Source organism: Pseudomonas sp. MT3, from assembly GCF_054720805.1.
Genome location: NZ_JBTVPY010000032.1, coordinates 45,321 through 61,540, shown reverse-complemented (window position 1 = coordinate 61,540; position 16,220 = coordinate 45,321). Strand labels below are relative to the sequence as shown.

At 69.6% G+C, this 16,220-nt stretch carries 12 protein-coding genes; 8 read left to right on the top strand and 4 right to left on the bottom strand.

Annotation, left to right across the window (positions count from 1 at the left end; all coding sequences use genetic code 11):
- The coding region (locus ACYCAX_RS24735) for a pyridoxal phosphate-dependent aminotransferase (protein WP_460249072.1) at positions 1–1,235 on the bottom strand (1,235 nt) is incomplete at its 3' end.
- Positions 1,236–1,527: 292 nt separating this feature from the next.
- Here ACYCAX_RS24735 and arnB point away from each other — a divergent pair.
- Genes arnB through ACYCAX_RS24695 form a run of 8 tightly spaced genes read left to right on the top strand, consistent with a single transcriptional unit; the run spans position 1,528 to position 10,424 of the window.
- Positions 1,528–2,667 carry a UDP-4-amino-4-deoxy-L-arabinose aminotransferase gene (gene arnB / locus ACYCAX_RS24730; RefSeq protein ID WP_460249071.1) on the top strand — a complete coding sequence of 380 codons (1,140 nt, stop codon included), beginning with the start codon at positions 1,528–1,530 and terminating at the stop codon, positions 2,665–2,667.
- Between the two features lie 7 nt (positions 2,668–2,674).
- Positions 2,675–3,682 (top strand): undecaprenyl-phosphate 4-deoxy-4-formamido-L-arabinose transferase, encoded by a 1,008-nt coding sequence (arnC, locus tag ACYCAX_RS24725; protein ID WP_294977493.1) that lies wholly within the window; start codon positions 2,675–2,677, stop codon positions 3,680–3,682.
- Positions 3,679–5,697 carry a bifunctional UDP-4-amino-4-deoxy-L-arabinose formyltransferase/UDP-glucuronic acid oxidase ArnA gene (arnA, locus tag ACYCAX_RS24720; protein ID WP_294977492.1) on the top strand — a complete coding sequence of 673 codons (2,019 nt, stop codon included), beginning with the start codon at positions 3,679–3,681 and terminating at the stop codon, positions 5,695–5,697. The genes arnC and arnA overlap by 4 nt, the downstream gene beginning before the upstream one ends.
- Entirely contained in the window at positions 5,694–6,581 is an 888-nt protein-coding gene (arnD, locus tag ACYCAX_RS24715) for a 4-deoxy-4-formamido-L-arabinose-phosphoundecaprenol deformylase (RefSeq protein WP_460249076.1), read from the top strand. Before arnA ends, arnD begins: the two co-directional genes overlap by 4 nt.
- The gene (arnT, locus tag ACYCAX_RS24710) at positions 6,578–8,224 is read left to right on the top strand and encodes a lipid IV(A) 4-amino-4-deoxy-L-arabinosyltransferase (RefSeq protein WP_460249070.1); all 1,647 of its coding nucleotides are present in this window, start codon (positions 6,578–6,580) and stop codon (positions 8,222–8,224) included. Before arnD ends, arnT begins: the two co-directional genes overlap by 4 nt.
- Positions 8,221–8,565, top strand: a complete 345-nt coding sequence (gene arnE, locus ACYCAX_RS24705) for a 4-amino-4-deoxy-L-arabinose-phosphoundecaprenol flippase subunit ArnE (protein ID WP_460249069.1) — start codon at positions 8,221–8,223, stop codon at positions 8,563–8,565. Before arnT ends, arnE begins: the two co-directional genes overlap by 4 nt.
- The gene (gene arnF, locus ACYCAX_RS24700) at positions 8,562–9,002 is read left to right on the top strand and encodes a 4-amino-4-deoxy-L-arabinose-phosphoundecaprenol flippase subunit ArnF (protein WP_460249068.1); all 441 of its coding nucleotides are present in this window, start codon (positions 8,562–8,564) and stop codon (positions 9,000–9,002) included. Before arnE ends, arnF begins: the two co-directional genes overlap by 4 nt.
- Before the next feature lie 39 nt (positions 9,003–9,041).
- Entirely contained in the window at positions 9,042–10,424 is a 1,383-nt protein-coding gene (locus tag ACYCAX_RS24695) for a UDP-glucose dehydrogenase family protein (protein ID WP_460249067.1), read from the top strand.
- A 170-nt stretch (positions 10,425–10,594) separates the two neighbouring features.
- Here the strand turns inward: ACYCAX_RS24695 and ACYCAX_RS24690 are convergent, their stop codons facing one another.
- The 3 genes from ACYCAX_RS24690 to ptsP are packed head-to-tail and all read right to left on the bottom strand — an operon-like array spanning position 10,595 to position 16,175.
- A complete protein-coding gene (locus ACYCAX_RS24690; RefSeq protein ID WP_460249066.1) occupies positions 10,595–12,334 on the bottom strand; it encodes a PTS fructose-like transporter subunit IIB in 1,740 nt (579 codons plus the stop codon).
- Positions 12,335–12,360: 26 nt separating this feature from the next.
- Positions 12,361–13,296: a 1-phosphofructokinase gene (pfkB, locus tag ACYCAX_RS24685; RefSeq protein WP_460249065.1), complete on the bottom strand. Its 936-nt coding sequence runs from the start codon at positions 13,294–13,296 to the stop codon at positions 12,361–12,363.
- The gene (gene ptsP, locus ACYCAX_RS24680) at positions 13,296–16,175 is read right to left on the bottom strand and encodes a phosphoenolpyruvate--protein phosphotransferase (RefSeq protein WP_460249064.1); all 2,880 of its coding nucleotides are present in this window, start codon (positions 16,173–16,175) and stop codon (positions 13,296–13,298) included. Before ptsP ends, pfkB begins: the two co-directional genes overlap by 1 nt.
- Between the last annotated feature and the right edge of the window lie 45 nt (positions 16,176–16,220).

Below are 16,220 nucleotides of genomic sequence, written 5' to 3'. Positions count from 1 at the left end.
TCGGCCTGCGGCCGATACGGCGGGGTAGACATAGAATCTCCTACAGGGGCAGACTTTGCATTCGCCGGAAGGGATTCGACGAAGCGAATGATCCGCGCACAGGCCTCGGCCATGCTCTCATCGCTCAGGCCGAACGACAGCCGCACGAAGCCCTCCGCCTGCGGGCCGAAGGCCGCCGCATCGAGCACCGAGACGCCGGTGGCATGGAACAGCCGCCAGGAGAAGTCCAGCGAGCTGAGCCCGGTATCGCGCACGTCCACCATCACGAACATGCCGGCCTCGGGCTTCAGCACCTTTACCCGCGGGCAATCGCTCAGCGCAGCAACCACCAGGTCACGACGCCGGCGATAGATCCCGCGCATCGACGACACCACCTCATCGTGCCGCTCGACAGCCACCCGCGCGGCTTCCTGCACGAAGCCCGGCAGGCCGTACAGCATGTTCAGCGCGAGGTTTTCCAGGTGCTCGACCAGGGTCGGGTTGGCGACGATCCAGCCGGCGCGCCAGCCGGTCATGGCGTGGGATTTCGACAGGCTGCCGATGCTCAGGGTGCGCTCGGCCATGCCCGGCAGCGCGGCGAAGCCCTGGTGCTCGCGTTCGAAGGTCAGCCCCTCGTAGACCTCGTCCACCACCACCCAGAGGTCGTGGGCCCCAGCCAGTTCGGCGATGGCCAGCAGTTCCTCGCGGTTGAGCACGACGCCGGTGGGGTTGTTCGGGTTGGCGAAGAAGATCGCCTTGGTGCGCGGGGTGATGGCGGCGGCCAGGTCCGCGGCGTCGAGGCGGAAACCCCGCTCGGCGCGGGTCGGCACCGGTACCAGCACGGCACCGGTGGATTTCAGGGTGGCCTCGTAGGTGACGTACACCGGGTCGAAGACGATGACTTCGTCGCCCTGTTCCAGCAGGCACATGGCGGCGGCGAACAGACCGTTCTGCGCACCGGCCACGACGATGACGTTTTCCGCCGCCACCGCCTGCCCGCATCGTCGCTCGTGCAGCGCGGCGATGGCCTGGCGCAGCTCCGGGCGCCCGGCCACGTCGCTGTAGTGGGTATCGCCGGCGCGCAGCGAGGTGACAGCGGCCTCGGTGATGAAGTCCGGCGTGGCGAAATCCGGGTCGCCGACGCTCAGGACGATCACGTCCCGGCCTTCACGCTGGGCGGCGATGGCCGCGTAGTGAATGTCCCAGGCGGCGACGCCGGGTCCGAGCATCCTGTCCACAAGCGACGAATAACGCATGCGAAGACCTCATCCGAATGACGGCTTGTCCGGCGGGTATTGGAGTTTTTGTCCGCCAGAGCGTGGAGCCACCATAGCCAAGGATGAACGACTGTTCAACAGCGATTACCGACAGCAAAAGGTCGTTTTCAGAACACTCCCGACAGACCGCCTCTGCCTCGGACAAGCCGCGCAGCACGGTCGCAGAGCGGCGATGACAGTTTCACCACATGTACTTAACGGGTTCTTAACGAGCGTCTCGCTAGCGTTCCGGCACTCAAGCAGCGTGGCCCGGCCCGTCAGGACTCATCGCATGGACATGAACTTCCTCCCCTTCTCCCGCCCCGGCATCGGTGACGAGGAGATCCGGGCGGTCAACGAGGTGCTGCGCTCAGGCTGGATCACCACTGGCCCGAAGAACCAGGAACTGGAACAGCGCTTCGCTCAATCCATCGGCTGCCGACACGCCGTGGCGCTGGCCTCGGCCACCGGCGGCATGCACCTGGCGCTGCTGGCGCTGGGCATCGGCCCGGGCGACGAGGTGATCACCCCGTCGCAGACCTGGGTGTCCACCGCCAACATGATCTGCCTGCTCGGCGCCACGCCGGTGTTCGTCGATGTCGACCGCGACACCCTGATGACCGACGCCGCGCGCATCGAAGCGGCGATCACCCCGCGTACCCGCGCCATCATCCCGGTGCACTACGCCGGCGCCGCCGCCGACATGGACCCGATCAACGCGCTGGCGCAGCGCCACGGCATCGCCGTGATCGAAGACGCCGCCCACGCCGCCGGCACCCGCTACCGGGGCCGGCCCATCGGCCAGAGCGGCACCGCGATCTTCTCCTTCCACGCGATCAAGAACATGACCTGCGCCGAAGGCGGCATGTTCGTCACCGACGACGACGCCCTGGCCGATCGCGTGCGCATGCTCAAGTTCCACGGCCTGGGCGTGGACGCCTACGACCGCCTGACCCACGGCCGCAAGCCCCAGGCCCAGGTGATCGAGCCCGGCTTCAAGTACAACCTCACCGACATCAACGCGGCCATCGCCCTGGTCCAGCTCGACCGCCTGGCAGCGATCAACGCGCGCCGCGCCGAACTGGCGGCGGCCTACCGGGAGCGCCTGGCCGGCCTGCCGGTCGAGCCCCTGGCGGTGCCGGACCAGCCTCACGACCACGCCTGGCACCTGTACATCCTGCGCATCGACGCCGAGCGCTGCGGCATCGACCGCGACGGTTTCATGCAGGCCCTGCAGCAGCGCGGTATCGGCAGTGGCATCCACTTCATCGGCAGCCACCTGCACAGCTACTACCGCCAGCGCTTCCCCGACGTGCACCTGCCCAACACCGAATGGAACTCGGCGCGCCTGTGCTCCATCCCGCTGTTCCCCGACATGACCACCGGCGACCTCGACCGCGTGGTGGAAGCCATCGAAACCCTCACCCGGTGACGCCATCGTGAAACCCTATCCGATCCATCGCGTGTCCATCGTCATCCCGGTGTACAACGAAGAGGCCAGCCTGCCCGAGCTGCTGCGACGCACCACGGCGGCCTGCGACACGCTGGGCCGCGACTACGAGATCATCCTGATCGACGACGGCAGCCGCGACAGTTCCGCCGACCTGCTCCTGGAGGCCGCCGAGGCTCCCGGCAGCCACGTCGTGGCGGTGATCCTCAACCGCAACTACGGCCAGCACGCGGCGATCATGGCCGGCTTCGAAGAGTGCCGTGGCGACCTGGTGATCACCCTGGACGCCGACCTGCAGAACCCGCCGGAGGAAATCCCGCGCCTGGTCGAGCAGGCCGCGCAGGGCTACGACGTGGTCGGCAGCGTGCGCCAGCAGCGCCAGGACTCGGCCCTGCGCCGCTGGCCGTCGAAGCTGATCAACCTCGCCGTGCAGCGCTCCACCGGCGTTGCCATGAGCGACTACGGCTGCATGCTGCGCGCCTACCGCGCGAGCATCGTCAAGGCCATGCTGGCCTGCCGCGAACGCAGCACCTTCATCCCGATCCTGGCCAACAGCTTCGCCCGCCACACCAGCGAGATCCTGGTGGCCCACGCCGAGCGCGAGCACGGCGAGTCGAAATACGACTTCATGCGCCTGATCAACCTGATGTTCGACCTGGTCACCTGCATGACCACCACGCCGCTGCGCCTGCTGTCGCTGGTGGGCGGCACGATGGCGCTGGCCGGCTTCTGCTTCGCCCTGCTGCTGCTCGCCCTGCGCCTGATCTTCGGCGCCGCGTGGGCCGGCCACGGCGTATTCGTGCTGTTCGCCGTGCTGTTCACCTTCACCGGCGTGCAACTGGTGGGCATGGGCCTGCTCGGCGAGTACCTGGGCCGCATGTACAACGACGTGCGCGCCCGCCCGCGCTTCTTCATCGAGCGCGTCGTCCGCCCACGGGCCGTGCTCGAAGCCCGCACAACCACCCCGTCGTCCTCTCTCGAGTCCCTCCAGCCATGACCCAGCAGACCATCGTCTTCGCCTACCACGACATCGGCTGTACCGGCATCGAAGCCCTGCTCGCCGCCGGCTACCGGATCGACGCCGTCTTCACCCATGCCGACGATCCGCAGGAAAACCGCTTCTACGGTTCCGTCGCGCAGCTCTGCGCACGCCACGGCATCCCCGTGCACGCCCCGGAGGAGGTCAACCATCCGCTGTGGATTGCCCGCATCCGCGAGCTGCAGCCGCAGTACATCTTCTCCTTCTACTACCGCCACCTGCTCAGCGAAGAGCTGCTGGCCTGCGCCGCCAAGGGCGCCTACAACCTGCATGGCTCGCTGCTGCCGCGCTACCGGGGCCGCGCTCCGGCCAACTGGGTGCTGGTCCACGGCGAGACCGAGACCGGCGTGACCTTGCACCGCATGGTCAAGCGCGCCGATGCCGGCGGCATCCTCGCCCAGCAGAGCGTTGCCATCGGCACCGACGACACCGCCCTGGTGCTGCACGGCAAGCTGCGCGAAGCCACCCGCGAGTTGCTCGCCGCCGCCCTGCCGCGCCTGGCGCGTGGCGAGCTGCAGGAAGTCGCCCAGGACGAATCCCGCGCCAGCTACTTCGGTCGCCGCACCCCGGCCGACGGCGCCATCGACTGGCAGCGTCCGGCCCGCGAGCTGCACAACCTGGTCCGCGCGGTGACCCAGCCCTACCCCGGCGCCTTCGCCCCCGTGGGCGACCGCAAGCTGATTGTCTGGAGCTCCCGCGTGGCCAGCGGCAATGGCGGCCAGGCGCCCGGCTCGGTGCTGTCGGTCGATCCCCTGCGCATCGCCTGCGGCGAAGACTCGCTGGAAATCCTTTCCGGCCAGCAGAATGACAGTGGCCTGTTCCTCGCCGGCCCGCAACTGGCCCGCGAAATGGGCCTGGTGCAGGGCTCCCGCCTGCAGGGCGCGGCGCGCAAGGCCAGGCGCAAGACCCGCGTGCTGATCCTCGGCGTCAACGGCTTCATCGGCAACCACCTCTCCGAGCGCCTGCTGCAGGGCGGCGACTACGAGGTCTACGGCCTGGACATCGGCTCCGACGCCATCGAACGCCTGCGCGCCAACCCGGATTTCCACTTCGTCGAAGGCGACATCAGCATCCACACCGAGTGGATCGAGTACCACATCAAGAAGTGCGACGTGGTCCTGCCGCTGGTGGCCATCGCCACGCCCATCGAATACACCCGCAACCCGCTGCGCGTGTTCGAGCTGGACTTCGAGGAAAACCTCAAGCTGGTCCGCTACTGCGTGAAGTACGGCAAGCGCGTGATCTTCCCGTCCACCTCCGAGGTGTACGGCATGTGCAGCGACGCCAACTTCGACGAGGACAAGTCCAATCTGGTGGTCGGCCCGATCAACAAGCAGCGCTGGATCTACTCGGTCTCCAAGCAACTGCTCGACCGGGTCATCTGGGCCTACGGGCAGAAGGGCCTGAAATTCACCCTGTTCCGTCCGTTCAACTGGATGGGGCCGCGCCTGGACCGTCTGGACTCCGCACGCATCGGCAGCTCGCGCGCCATCACCCAGTTGATCCTGCACCTGGTGGAAGGCACGCCGATCCGCCTGGTCGACGGCGGCGCGCAGAAGCGCTGCTTCACCGACGTGGACGACGGCATCGAAGCACTGGCGCGCATCATCGACAACGAGGGCAACCGCTGCGACGGGCAGATCGTCAACATCGGCAACCCGGACAACGAAGCCAGCATCCGTCAACTGGGCGAAGAGCTGCTGCGCCAGTTCGAGGCCCACCCGCTGCGCGACCAGTTCCCACCCTTCGCCGGCTTCCGCGAAGTGGAAAGCCGCAGTTTCTATGGCGACGGCTACCAGGACGTCTCGCACCGCAAGCCGAGCATCAGGAACGCCCGCCGCCTGCTGGACTGGGAACCCACGGTCGAGCTGTCCGAGACCATCGGCAAGACGCTGGACTTCTTCCTGCGCGAAGCCCTTGCCGAGCGCTCCGGCGGCGCACCGCACGCCGTACCGCTGAAAAGCATCGCCTGATGCGCGCGGGACTGCGTATCGATGTGGACACCTACCGTGGCACCCGTGAAGGGGTGCCGCGGCTGCTGGATATGCTCGACGAAGCCGGCGTCAAGGCAACCTTCTTCTTCAGCGTCGGCCCGGACAACATGGGCCGCCACCTGTGGCGCCTGATCCGCCCGCAGTTCCTGTGCAAGATGCTGCGCTCCAACGCCGCCGGGCTCTACGGCTGGGACATCCTCCTGGCCGGCACCGCCTGGCCGGGCAAGCCGATCGGCCGCGACCTCGGCCACCTGATGCGGCGCGCCCAGGACGCCGGCCACGAAGTCGGCCTGCACGCCTGGGACCACCACGGCTGGCAGGCCAACGCCGGACGCTGGAGCGCGCAGCAACTGGAGCAGCAGATCCGCCGTGGCGTGGACACCCTCGCCGACATCCTCGGCAACCCGGTGGAATGCTCGGCGGTGGCCGGCTGGCGCGCCGACGAGCGCACCGTGGAAGCCAAGGAGCGCTTCGGCTTCCGCTACAACAGCGATTGCCGCGGGCGCTCGCTGTTCCGCCCGCGCCTGGCCGACGGCCGCGCCGGCACCCCGCAGATCCCGGTGGACATGCCGACCTTCGACGAGGTCGTCGGTCCGCAGGTGGCGCCGTCCGCCTTCAATGACTACATCCTTTCCCGCTTCGACATGGACGCCTTGAACCTGTACACCATTCACGCCGAGGTCGAGGGCATTCTCATGGCCCACGACTTCCGCCGCTTGCTGGCCCAGGCACGGGCCAGCGGCATCCGCTTCGTTCCGCTGGGCCGGCTGTTGCCGGACGACCCCACCACCCTGCCCGTCGCCCGCCTGGTGCGCGGCGAACTGGCCGGCCGCGAAGGCTGGCTGGGGGTGCAACAGGCATGAAACGCCTCGCCTACCCGACGCTGCTGGCCGCGTTCGTGCTCGGCATCCTGCTGCCGCTGGGCTTCCACGGCCTGTGGATCCCCGACGAAACCCGCAACGCGCAGATCGCCCAGGCCATGCTGCGCAGCGGTGACTGGCTGTCGCCGCACCTGCTGGGCCTGCGCTATTTCGAAAAGCCCACCGGCGGCTACTGGCTGATCGCCGCGAGCCAGGCGGTGTTCGGCGAGAACCTGTTCGGCGCACGCTTCGCCTCGGCGCTGGTCACCGCCCTCAGTACCCTGCTGGTGCTGTGGGTGGCCCGGCGCCTGTGGAGCGACCCGCGCCGTACCTGGGCCGCGGGTCTGCTGTACGCCAGCTTCGGGCTGATCATCGGGCAGGCCGGCTACGCCAACCTCGACCCGCAATTCACCCTCTGGGTGAATCTCAGCCTCGCCGCCCTCTGGTTCGCCTTCGACGCCGCCACGCCACGGACGCGCGCCACCGCCTGGAGCCTGCTCGGCGCGGCCTGCGCGCTGGGCTTCATGACCAAGGGCTTCCTCGCCTTCCTGCTGCCGGTGATCGTCGGCGTGCCCTACGCGCTGCTGCACCGGCGCTTCCTCGAGCTGCTGCGCTACGGCCCGCTGGCGGTGCTGGTGGCGGTGCTGGCGAGCCTGCCCTGGGCCTTGATGATCCACACCCGCGAGCCGGACTTCTGGAATTTCTTCTTCTGGCACGAGCACATCCGCCGCTTCGCCGGCGAGGACGCCCAGCACGGCCGGCCCTTCTGGTTCTTCGTGCCGTTGCTGTTCGCCGGCGCCCTGCCCTGGGCCGTACTGGTCGTCCCCGCGCTGCGCAAGGGCTGCGCCCGCCTGCACGATCCCCGGCTGGGCTTCCTGCTGCTCTGGTTCGCCATGCCGTTCCTGTTCTTCAGCCTGGCCAAGGGCAAGCTGCCCACCTACATCATGCCGTGCTTCGCGCCGCTGGCCCTGCTGATCGCCGACAGCCTGGCGGATGCCCTGCAACGCAGCCGCCAGCGGGTGCTGCGCCTGAACGGTGCGCTCAACCTGCTGCTCGGCCTGGTCGCCCTGGTCGCCCTGGCGGTCCTGCAACTGCGCCATCCCCTGTACCGGGGGGAAACGCCCAGCGTGCTGCTGCTCGGCATCGTCTGCATCGCCTGGCTGGTCTGCGGCGCGCTGCAACTGATACGGCCGACGCAACTGTGGGCCGCGCCGGCCTTCGCCCTGTGGATACTGGTGGCGCTGGTGCCCACGGCCATGCCCAACCGCCTGGTCAACAGCAAGATGCCCGACCAGTTCGTCCTCGAACACCTGGACGAGCTGCGCGCTGCCCACAGCCTGCTGAGCAACGACCTCGGCGCCGCCACCGCGCTGGGCTGGCGTACCGGGCGCAGCGACGTCAACCTGCTCAACACCGTCGGCGAGCTGAAGTACGGCCTCGGCTATCCCGAAGGCGCCGGCCGCAGCATCAGCCTGGACGAAGCCCAGGCCTGGATCGCCAGGGCCCGCACCGAGGGTTCCGTCGGCGTGCTGCTGCGGGTCAACGACAGCAGCGACGAGCACGACCTGGCACAGATGCCCAAGGACGCCATCAGCTACCGGCAGAACCACCTCGTGGTGCTGCTGATCCCGAAGGCCGCGCCATGATCGCCCTGATGCTGACCGGTGTGTGCCTGTTCACCTGTGCGGGACAGATCGCCCAGAAGCTCGCGGTGGAAAGCTGGCGCGGCAGCGAACGCAGTTGGCCGGCCAGGCTGCTCAGCCCCTGGCTGCTGCTGGCCATCGCCTGCCTGAGCGGCGGCCTGCTGCTCTGGCTGTTGCTGCTGCAACGCCTGGACGTGGGGCTGGCCTATCCGATGCTCAGCCTGAATTTCGTGCTGGTCACCCTGGCCGCGCGGGCGCTGTTCCGCGAGCCCATCGATGCGCGCCACTGGTGCGGCGTCGCCCTGATCGTGGCCGGCGTGGCCTTGCTGGGGCTGCAGTCATGAGCGCCGGGCGCGGCATCGTCCTCGCCCTGGGCTGCGTGCTGCTGGTCAGCGGCGCGCAGCTGGGCATGCGCTGGGGCATGACCCGCCTGCCGCCCCCCGACCAGTGGCTCGACGCCCTCGCCAGCCTCGACCCGGCCGCCCTGCTGGTGCTGGCCGGCGCGGTACTGGCCTACGCGCTGTCGATGTTGTGCTGGCTGGTCGCCCTCGATCACCTGCCGCTGGGCCGCGCCTACTCGCTGCTCAGCCTGAGCTACGCACTGGTCTACCTCGGCGCCGCCTGGCTGCCGGGCCTGGGCGAGCCGCTGGGGCTATCGCGCACGCTAGGCGTCGGCCTGGTCATCGCCGGTGTGATCACGATCAACGCACCGCGCCGCCGCGACGGAACAAACGTCATCAAATCCGGCGACGCTCGCCAAAAACTCACACAGTTCGACTGACCCCCAACCGGTCATGAGCCCTCATCGGGAGAGCACAGCATGAAAATCAGCGTATTCGGTATCGGCTATGTGGGGCTCGTGCAGGCCGCCGTCATGGCGGAGGTCGGCCATGACGTCCTGTGCATGGACATCGACGAAGACAGGATCGCCAGGCTCAAGCACGGGCAGATCAGCATCTACGAACCCGGCCTTGCGGAGCTGGTGAAGGACAACCTGGAAGCCGGGCGCCTGCGCTTCACCAGCGACGTGGCCGAAGCCGCCGGGCACGGCCGCGTGCAGTTCATCGCCGTGGGCACACCACCGCTGCCCGATGGCTCGGCGGACCTGCGCGCCGTGCTGGACGTGGCCGAGGGCATCGCCCGCCACCGCGCCCAGCCGGTGATCATCGTGGAGAAATCCACCGTCCCGGTGGGCACCGGCGACCGCGTCAGGACGCAGGTACAGCAGGTACTCGCCGAGACCGGCCGGACGCTGGACTTCGAGATCGTCTCCAACCCGGAGTTTCTCAAGGAAGGCTCCGCCCTGGCCGACTGCCGCAAGCCCGACCGCATCGTCATCGGCTGCGGGAGCCAGGACGTGCTGGACGTGATGCGCGAGATCTACGAGCCGTTCAACCGTAACCACGACCGCATCATCAGCATGAGCCTGCGCAGCGCCGAGCTGACCAAATATGCGGCCAACTGCATGCTGGCGACCAAGATCAGCTTCATCAACCAGATGGCCGAGCTGGCCGAGCACGTCGGCGCCGACATCGAGGCCGTGCGCCAGGGCATGGGCGCCGACCCGCGCATCGGCTACCACTTCATCTACCCCGGCTGCGGCTACGGCGGCTCATGCTTCCCCAAGGACGTCCAGGCCCTGATCCACAGCGCCGAGGAAGCGCACTGCTCCAGCGACCTGCTGCGGGCGGTGGAATCGGTGAACCAGCGGCAGAAGAACAAGCTCTTCGAGCGCATCCGTCATTACTACGGCGGCAAACTCAAGGGCCGCACCTTCGCCCTCTGGGGCCTGTCGTTCAAACCCAATACCGACGACATGCGCGACGCTCCCAGCCGCACGCTGATGGAAGCCCTGTGGGCCGCCGGCGCCAAGGTGCGCGCCTTCGACCCCGAGGCCATGCCCGAAGCCCAGCGCCTGTACGGACACGACGAACGCCTGACCCTGATGGGCACCCCGGAAGCCACCCTGGGGGGCGCCGACGCCCTGATCATCTGCACCGAATGGCGGCAGTTCAAGGCACCGGACTTCGAGCTGATGGCCGGACGCCTGAAGTCCCCGGTGATCTTCGATGGCCGCAATCTGTTCGACCCCGAACGCATGGCCCGCTACGGCTTCGAATACTTCGCGATGGGCCGCGGCGATTCCTACCGCCTACCCGTGCCGGCGCAGGTCGTCGAGCAAGGTCACCGACACCGCGCCTGAGGCCGTTCCCGACTTGTCGGCGCCTGGCGCTGGGCGGTTCGCGAGCAAGCTCCTACAGAACGGCTCCGGTGCTTTCCTGTAGGAGCGAGCTTGCTCGCGAACATCGCCACATCGGCGCGGTGGAAATGCGCCGGAAGCCGATCGCGGACAGAGTCCGCTGCTGGTCTCCGTCACACCTGCCCCATCACCATCATCGGCGCCGCCTCGGAGCGCTTGAGCACGGCATAGAGCACGCCCGTCACCACGCTGCCCGTGGCAATCGCCAGCAGGTACAGCAGCGCGTGGTTCATCGCGTTGGGGATCAGCAGCACGAACAGCCCGCCGTGGGGTGCCAGCAGCTTGCAGCCGAACAGCATCGACAGCGCGCCGGTCAGCGCGCCGCCGACGATGCTCGCCGGGATCACCCGCAACGGGTCCTTGGCGGCGAAGGGAATCGCGCCTTCGGAAATGAAGCACAGCCCCAGCACCAGCGCCGCCTTGCCGGCCTCGCGCTCGCTCTGGGCAAACTTGCGCCGCGCCAGCAGCGTGGCGATGCCCATGCCGATCGGCGGGACCATGCCGCCGGCCATCACCGCCGCCATCGGCGCGTAGCTCTGCGAGGCCAGCAGGCCGACGGAGAAGGCATAGGCCGCCTTGTTGATCGGCCCGCCGAGGTCCACGCACATCATCCCGCCCAGCAGCAGCCCGAGCAGGATGGCGTTGGTGGTGCCCATGCCGGCGAGGAAGTCGGTCAGCCCGCGCATCATCGCCGCCACCGGCGAGCCCACCACATAGATCATCACCAACCCGGTGAACAGGCTGGCCAGCAATGGAATGATCAGGATCGGCTTGAGCGCGGCGACACTGTCCGGCAGCGGAATCCACTGCGCGATGAATCGCGCCGAATAGCCGGCCAGCAGACCGGCGACGATGCCGCCAAGAAACCCCGCCCCCAGCGTACTCGCCAGCAGGCCGCCGATCATGCCCGGTGCGAGCCCCGGACGGTCGGCGATGGACCAGGCAATGTAGCCGGCGAGCATCGGCACCATCAGCTTGAACGCGGCGTCGCCGCCGATCTGCATCAGCGCGGCGGCCAGCGTGCCCTGCTGCTTGAACGCCTCGATGCCGAAGACGAAGGACAGCGCGATCAGCAGGCCGCCCGCCACCACCATCGGCAGCATGAAGGACACGCCGGTGAGCAGGTGCTTGTAGACCCCGCGCGCCTCCTTGCTTCCCGACGCCGCGCCAGCGCCGGCCGTCGCGGCGGATTCCGCCGTTGCCTCATTCAGCGCGCGCTCGATGATCGCCTGCGGCTGCTTCAGCGCCACGCCCGTGCCGCAACGGAAGATGCGCTTGCCGGCGAAGCGCTCGCTGTTCACTTCGATGTCCGCCGCCAGCAACACCACGTCGGCGGCGGCGATGTCCTCGGCGGAGAGCGGATTGCGGGCGCCCACCGAGCCCTGGGTCTCCACCTTCAACCCGTAGCCCAGTTGCTGCGCCGCCTGCTGCAACGCCTCGGCGGCCATGAAGGTGTGCGCCACGCCGGTCGGGCAGGCCGTGACCGCCACCAGTTTCGCAACTCGCGCGACCTCGGCGGGGCTGGCCGGTCGCTCGTCACCCCGCCACACCGCCGCTTCCCGGGCCGCTCGCTGGAGGAAGGCCGCGGGATCGGCCAGCGCCTCCGCCGGACGCACCTGCAGCAGGCGCTTGCCGATGAAGCGCGAGAGCTCCAGCGGCTGCGCGCTGACCACCAGCACCCAGTCGGCCGCCTCGATCTGTGCGGCGGAGAGCTGGCGCCCGGACTGCTGCGGATCGCGCTGCTCGACGCACACCGACCAGCCCAGGCGCTCGGCGGCCACGCGTAGCAGGCGCGCGCTGAGCACGCTGGTGATCTGGCCGTTCGGGCAGGCCGTGATGAGGGCAAGGTTCATCGTCATACCTCGTGTTGTTCCGTCGCTCAGGCCTGCGCCTGAACCTGCACCGCATCCTCGATGCGCTTGAGACGCTGCGCATCGCCGATGCCGAACTCGAACTGGGTCACCGCCAGCGCCGCCACCGCCGTCGCCTGGCGCAGCACGCGCTCGGCCGGCCAGCCGGCGAGCAGGCCGTGGAGCATGCCGGCCAGCAGCGAATCGCCCGCCCCCACCGTGCTCGCCACCTCGACCTTCGGTGGAATCGCCCGCCAGTTGCCCTGCGGACCGAACCAGCGCACGCCGTCCGCACCCTGGGACAGCACCACCTGCTCGATACCCCGCGCCCGCAGCGCCTCGACCTGCTCGACCAGCGCCGCCGGCGTAGCCAGGGGTTGTCCACAGGCCTCGGTCAGTTCGGCATCGTTGGGCTTGATCAGCCAGGGCGCCGCGTCGAGCCCTGCGCGCAGGGCCGCGCCGCTGCTGTCGAACGCCACCCTCAGGCCGCGCCGGCCGAGCCGCAGCAACAGCTCGCGCAACCAGCCGGGGTCGACGCCGCGCGGCAGGCTGCCGGCGACCACCACCAGCTCATGCTCGCCGGCGATGCGCTCGAGGCGATCGAGCAAGGCGTCCTGCTCGCGGGGGCTCACCTGCGGACCGGGGCCGTTGATGTCGGTGATGCGTCCGCTGCCTTCGGCCAGCTTGATATTGCGACGGGTTTCCCCCGGTACGCGGACGAAGGCATCGACGAAGCCGCGCCGCTGGAACAGCGCCTCGAAGGGGGCGGCGTTGTCCGCGCCGAGAAAGCCGGTGACGCTCAGCGAATGACCGAGATCGGCGAGCACCTGGGCGACATTCAGCCCCTTGCCGGCGGCCTGGGCGAGCACCGACTCGCTGCGGTTGACCTCGCCGACCTCCAGCCGGGGCAGGCGTACGGTCAGGTCCAGCGCGGGATTCAGGGTGACGCTGAGAAGCCTGGCCATCAGTCCACCTCCGGCAGCGCCTGGGCGACGCGTTCACGCACCTCGGCGGCGGAGCCGAGGGTCAGCGCGGCCCGCGCCAGGTCGCGGGCCGCCGCCAGATCGAGCCCGCGCACCCGCGCCTTGACCAGCGGAATGCTGCGCGCCGAGACACTCAGTTCGTCCACCCCCAGCCCTACCAGCAATGGCACCGCCAGCGCATCCGCCGCCAGCTCGCCGCAGACGCCCACCCATTTGCCGTGGGCATGGGCGGCGCGCACGGTCATGTCGATCAGTTGCAGCACCGCCGGGTGCAGGCCGTCGGCCTGCGCCGAGAGGGTCGGGTGACCACGGTCGATGGCCAGGGTGTACTGGGTCAGGTCGTTGGTGCCGACGCTGAAGAAGTCCACTTCGCGGGCCAGCACCGGCGCCAGCAGCGCCGCCGACGGCACCTCGACCATGATGCCCAGTTGCAGGTCATGCTCGCCGCCCAGCTGCGCGCAGAGCTGCCGGGTGAGGTCGCGGGCCTGCCGCCATTCCTCCACCTGCCCGACCATCGGGAACATGATGCGCAGCGGGCGTCCGGCGGCAGCCCGCAGCAGAGCGCGCAGCTGGGTCTGGAAGATCTGCGGATGCTGCAGGGTCAGGCGTACGCCGCGCACGCCCAGGTAGGGGTTCTCCTCCTGCGGAATCGGCCAGTACGGCAGCGGCTTGTCGCCACCCACATCGAGCGTGCGCGCCACCAGCGGGCGGCCGCCCAGGGCATCGAGCACCCGGCGGTACTCGGCCTCCTGGGTCGCCTGGTCCGGCGCCTGGGGGTTGTCCATGAAGACGAACTCGGTGCGCAGCAGGCCGACGCCCTCCGCGCCCAGCGCCACCGCCGCCTCGGCGCCGGCGGTATCGCCCAGGTTGGCGCAGACCTCCACGGCATGGCCATCGCGGGTGATCGCCGGTTCGTGACGCCGCGCCTCGGCCCGCTCGGCGCGGCGACGGCGGCGGTCGCGCTGGCGTTCGGCCTCGGCCAGCCTCTCGGCACCGGGCGCGACCAGCAGCTCGCCGTGGTCGCCATCGAGCAGCAGGAGGGTTTCCGGCGCCAGCGCCAGGACCGTCGCACCGGCGCCCACCAGCGCGGGAATGCCCAGCGCGCGGGCGATGATCGCGCTATGCGAAGTCGCCCCGCCGCGCGCGGTGAGAATGCCGGCCACCCGCTCGCGGTCCAGCCGCGCCACGTCGGAGGGGCCGACCTCGTCCATCACCAGGATGTAAGGCCGCTCCGGCGCGGCGACGCTCTGCACGCCGCACAGGCGAGCCAGCACCCGCCGGCCCACGTCGCGCAGGTCCGCCGCGCGCTCGGCCAGCAAGGCATCGCGCAGCGCTTCCTGCTCGCTGGCGACGCGCTCGATCACCTGGCTCCAGGCGGTCTCGGCGCTGGCGCCTTCGGCCAAGCGCGACTGCACCTCGTCGGTCAGTTCCGGGTCCTCCAGCAGCGCCTGGTGAGTGACGAAGATGTCGCGGATCGCCTTGACCTGGGTGCGCGCCACCAGCACCTCGATCTCGGCGGAAATCGCCGTGCGCGCCTCATCCAGACGCTGCCGCTCCACCTCGACGGATTCCCCGCGCTCGGCAAACTGGAAGCGCCGTTCGACCTGCAGATAGGCCGGACCGCTGGCGATGCCGGGGGACGCGGCGATGGCCTGCAGGCGGCTGCCCGCTTCCGGCGCGGCGGGCGTTTGCGCTTCGACGACCTCGACAACCGGCTCCGGCGTTTCGGGCAGCGGCTCGACCTCCTCGCCCAGCCCCTGCTCCACCGCCAGGCGCACCGCCGCCAGTGCGCGCTCGGCGATCGCCGGCTCGGCGAAGAACTCCAGCACCTGCCCACGCCGCGCGCCGAGGCTGAGCAGCTTGCTCAGGCTGCGGATCGACACCGGGGCGCTACCGGCCTCGGCGATGCGCACGCGAATCTCGCCCTCGAAATCCCGCGCCAGCAGCATCAGCACCTGCGACGGGCGGGCGTGCAGGCCGTGGGGGTTGGCCAGCGGAACCCGGACGCTCGGCCAGTCCACCGGCAATTCGCCGCCCAGGGCTTCCAGCACCTGACGGCTGGACGTGGCCCGCGCCAGCTCGGCGGCGCGGCCGTCCACCAGCAGGTCGCACAGGCGCTCGAACATCGCCCGGTGCGCATCGCCCTGGCTGGCCAGGCAGAACAGACCGCGCACCGGCAGACCGGCATGGTTCAGCTCGCGCGTGGGGGTGACGAAGACAAGGCCGGGACGCGTGACGCATTGCCCGCTGTCCTGCCACCACAGCCCGCCCCCCAGCGGCAGGGCTTCCTGGTCGTGCAGCGCGGCGGCGAAGCCGGGGACGACGCAGCCGGCCTTCTTCAGGCGCCGGGCGCCAAGCAGCGCCAGTTCGTCGAAGTCCTCGGCGGCAACGCCCAGCCCGACCAGGTGCTCGTCGAACAGCAACGGCTGCGGCGCGCCACCCTGCAGCAACTGCAGCAAGTCCTCGGGCTTCTCGGCCGCACGCAGCGCCGCGCCCACCTCCCCGTCACCCAGCGCGCGGGTCAGCAGTTGCAGCAGGTGCAGATGTTCGTCGGACTTGGCCGCGATGGCGATGGCCAGGTGCACCACCTGGCCATCGCCCCAGGCAACGCCCTCGGGGAAGTGCATCAGGCGCACGCCGGTGCGTTGCACCAGGTGGCGGGTGTCCGGCGTGCCGTGGGGAATCGCGATGCCCTGGCCGAGGTAGGTGGAACCCTGCGCCTCGCGGGCCTGAAGACCGTCGAGGTAACCGGCGGCGACCAGCCCGTCGTCCTCCAGGGCCGCGCCGAGCAGCGCCAGGGCGGCCTGCTTGTCGGCGGCGCGCTGGTCCATGCGAACCTGCTGCGCGTTCAGTTCGAGCATCGCAATCTCCTCGCCGGCGCGAGCGCACACCGGCGTTGTGGGCGG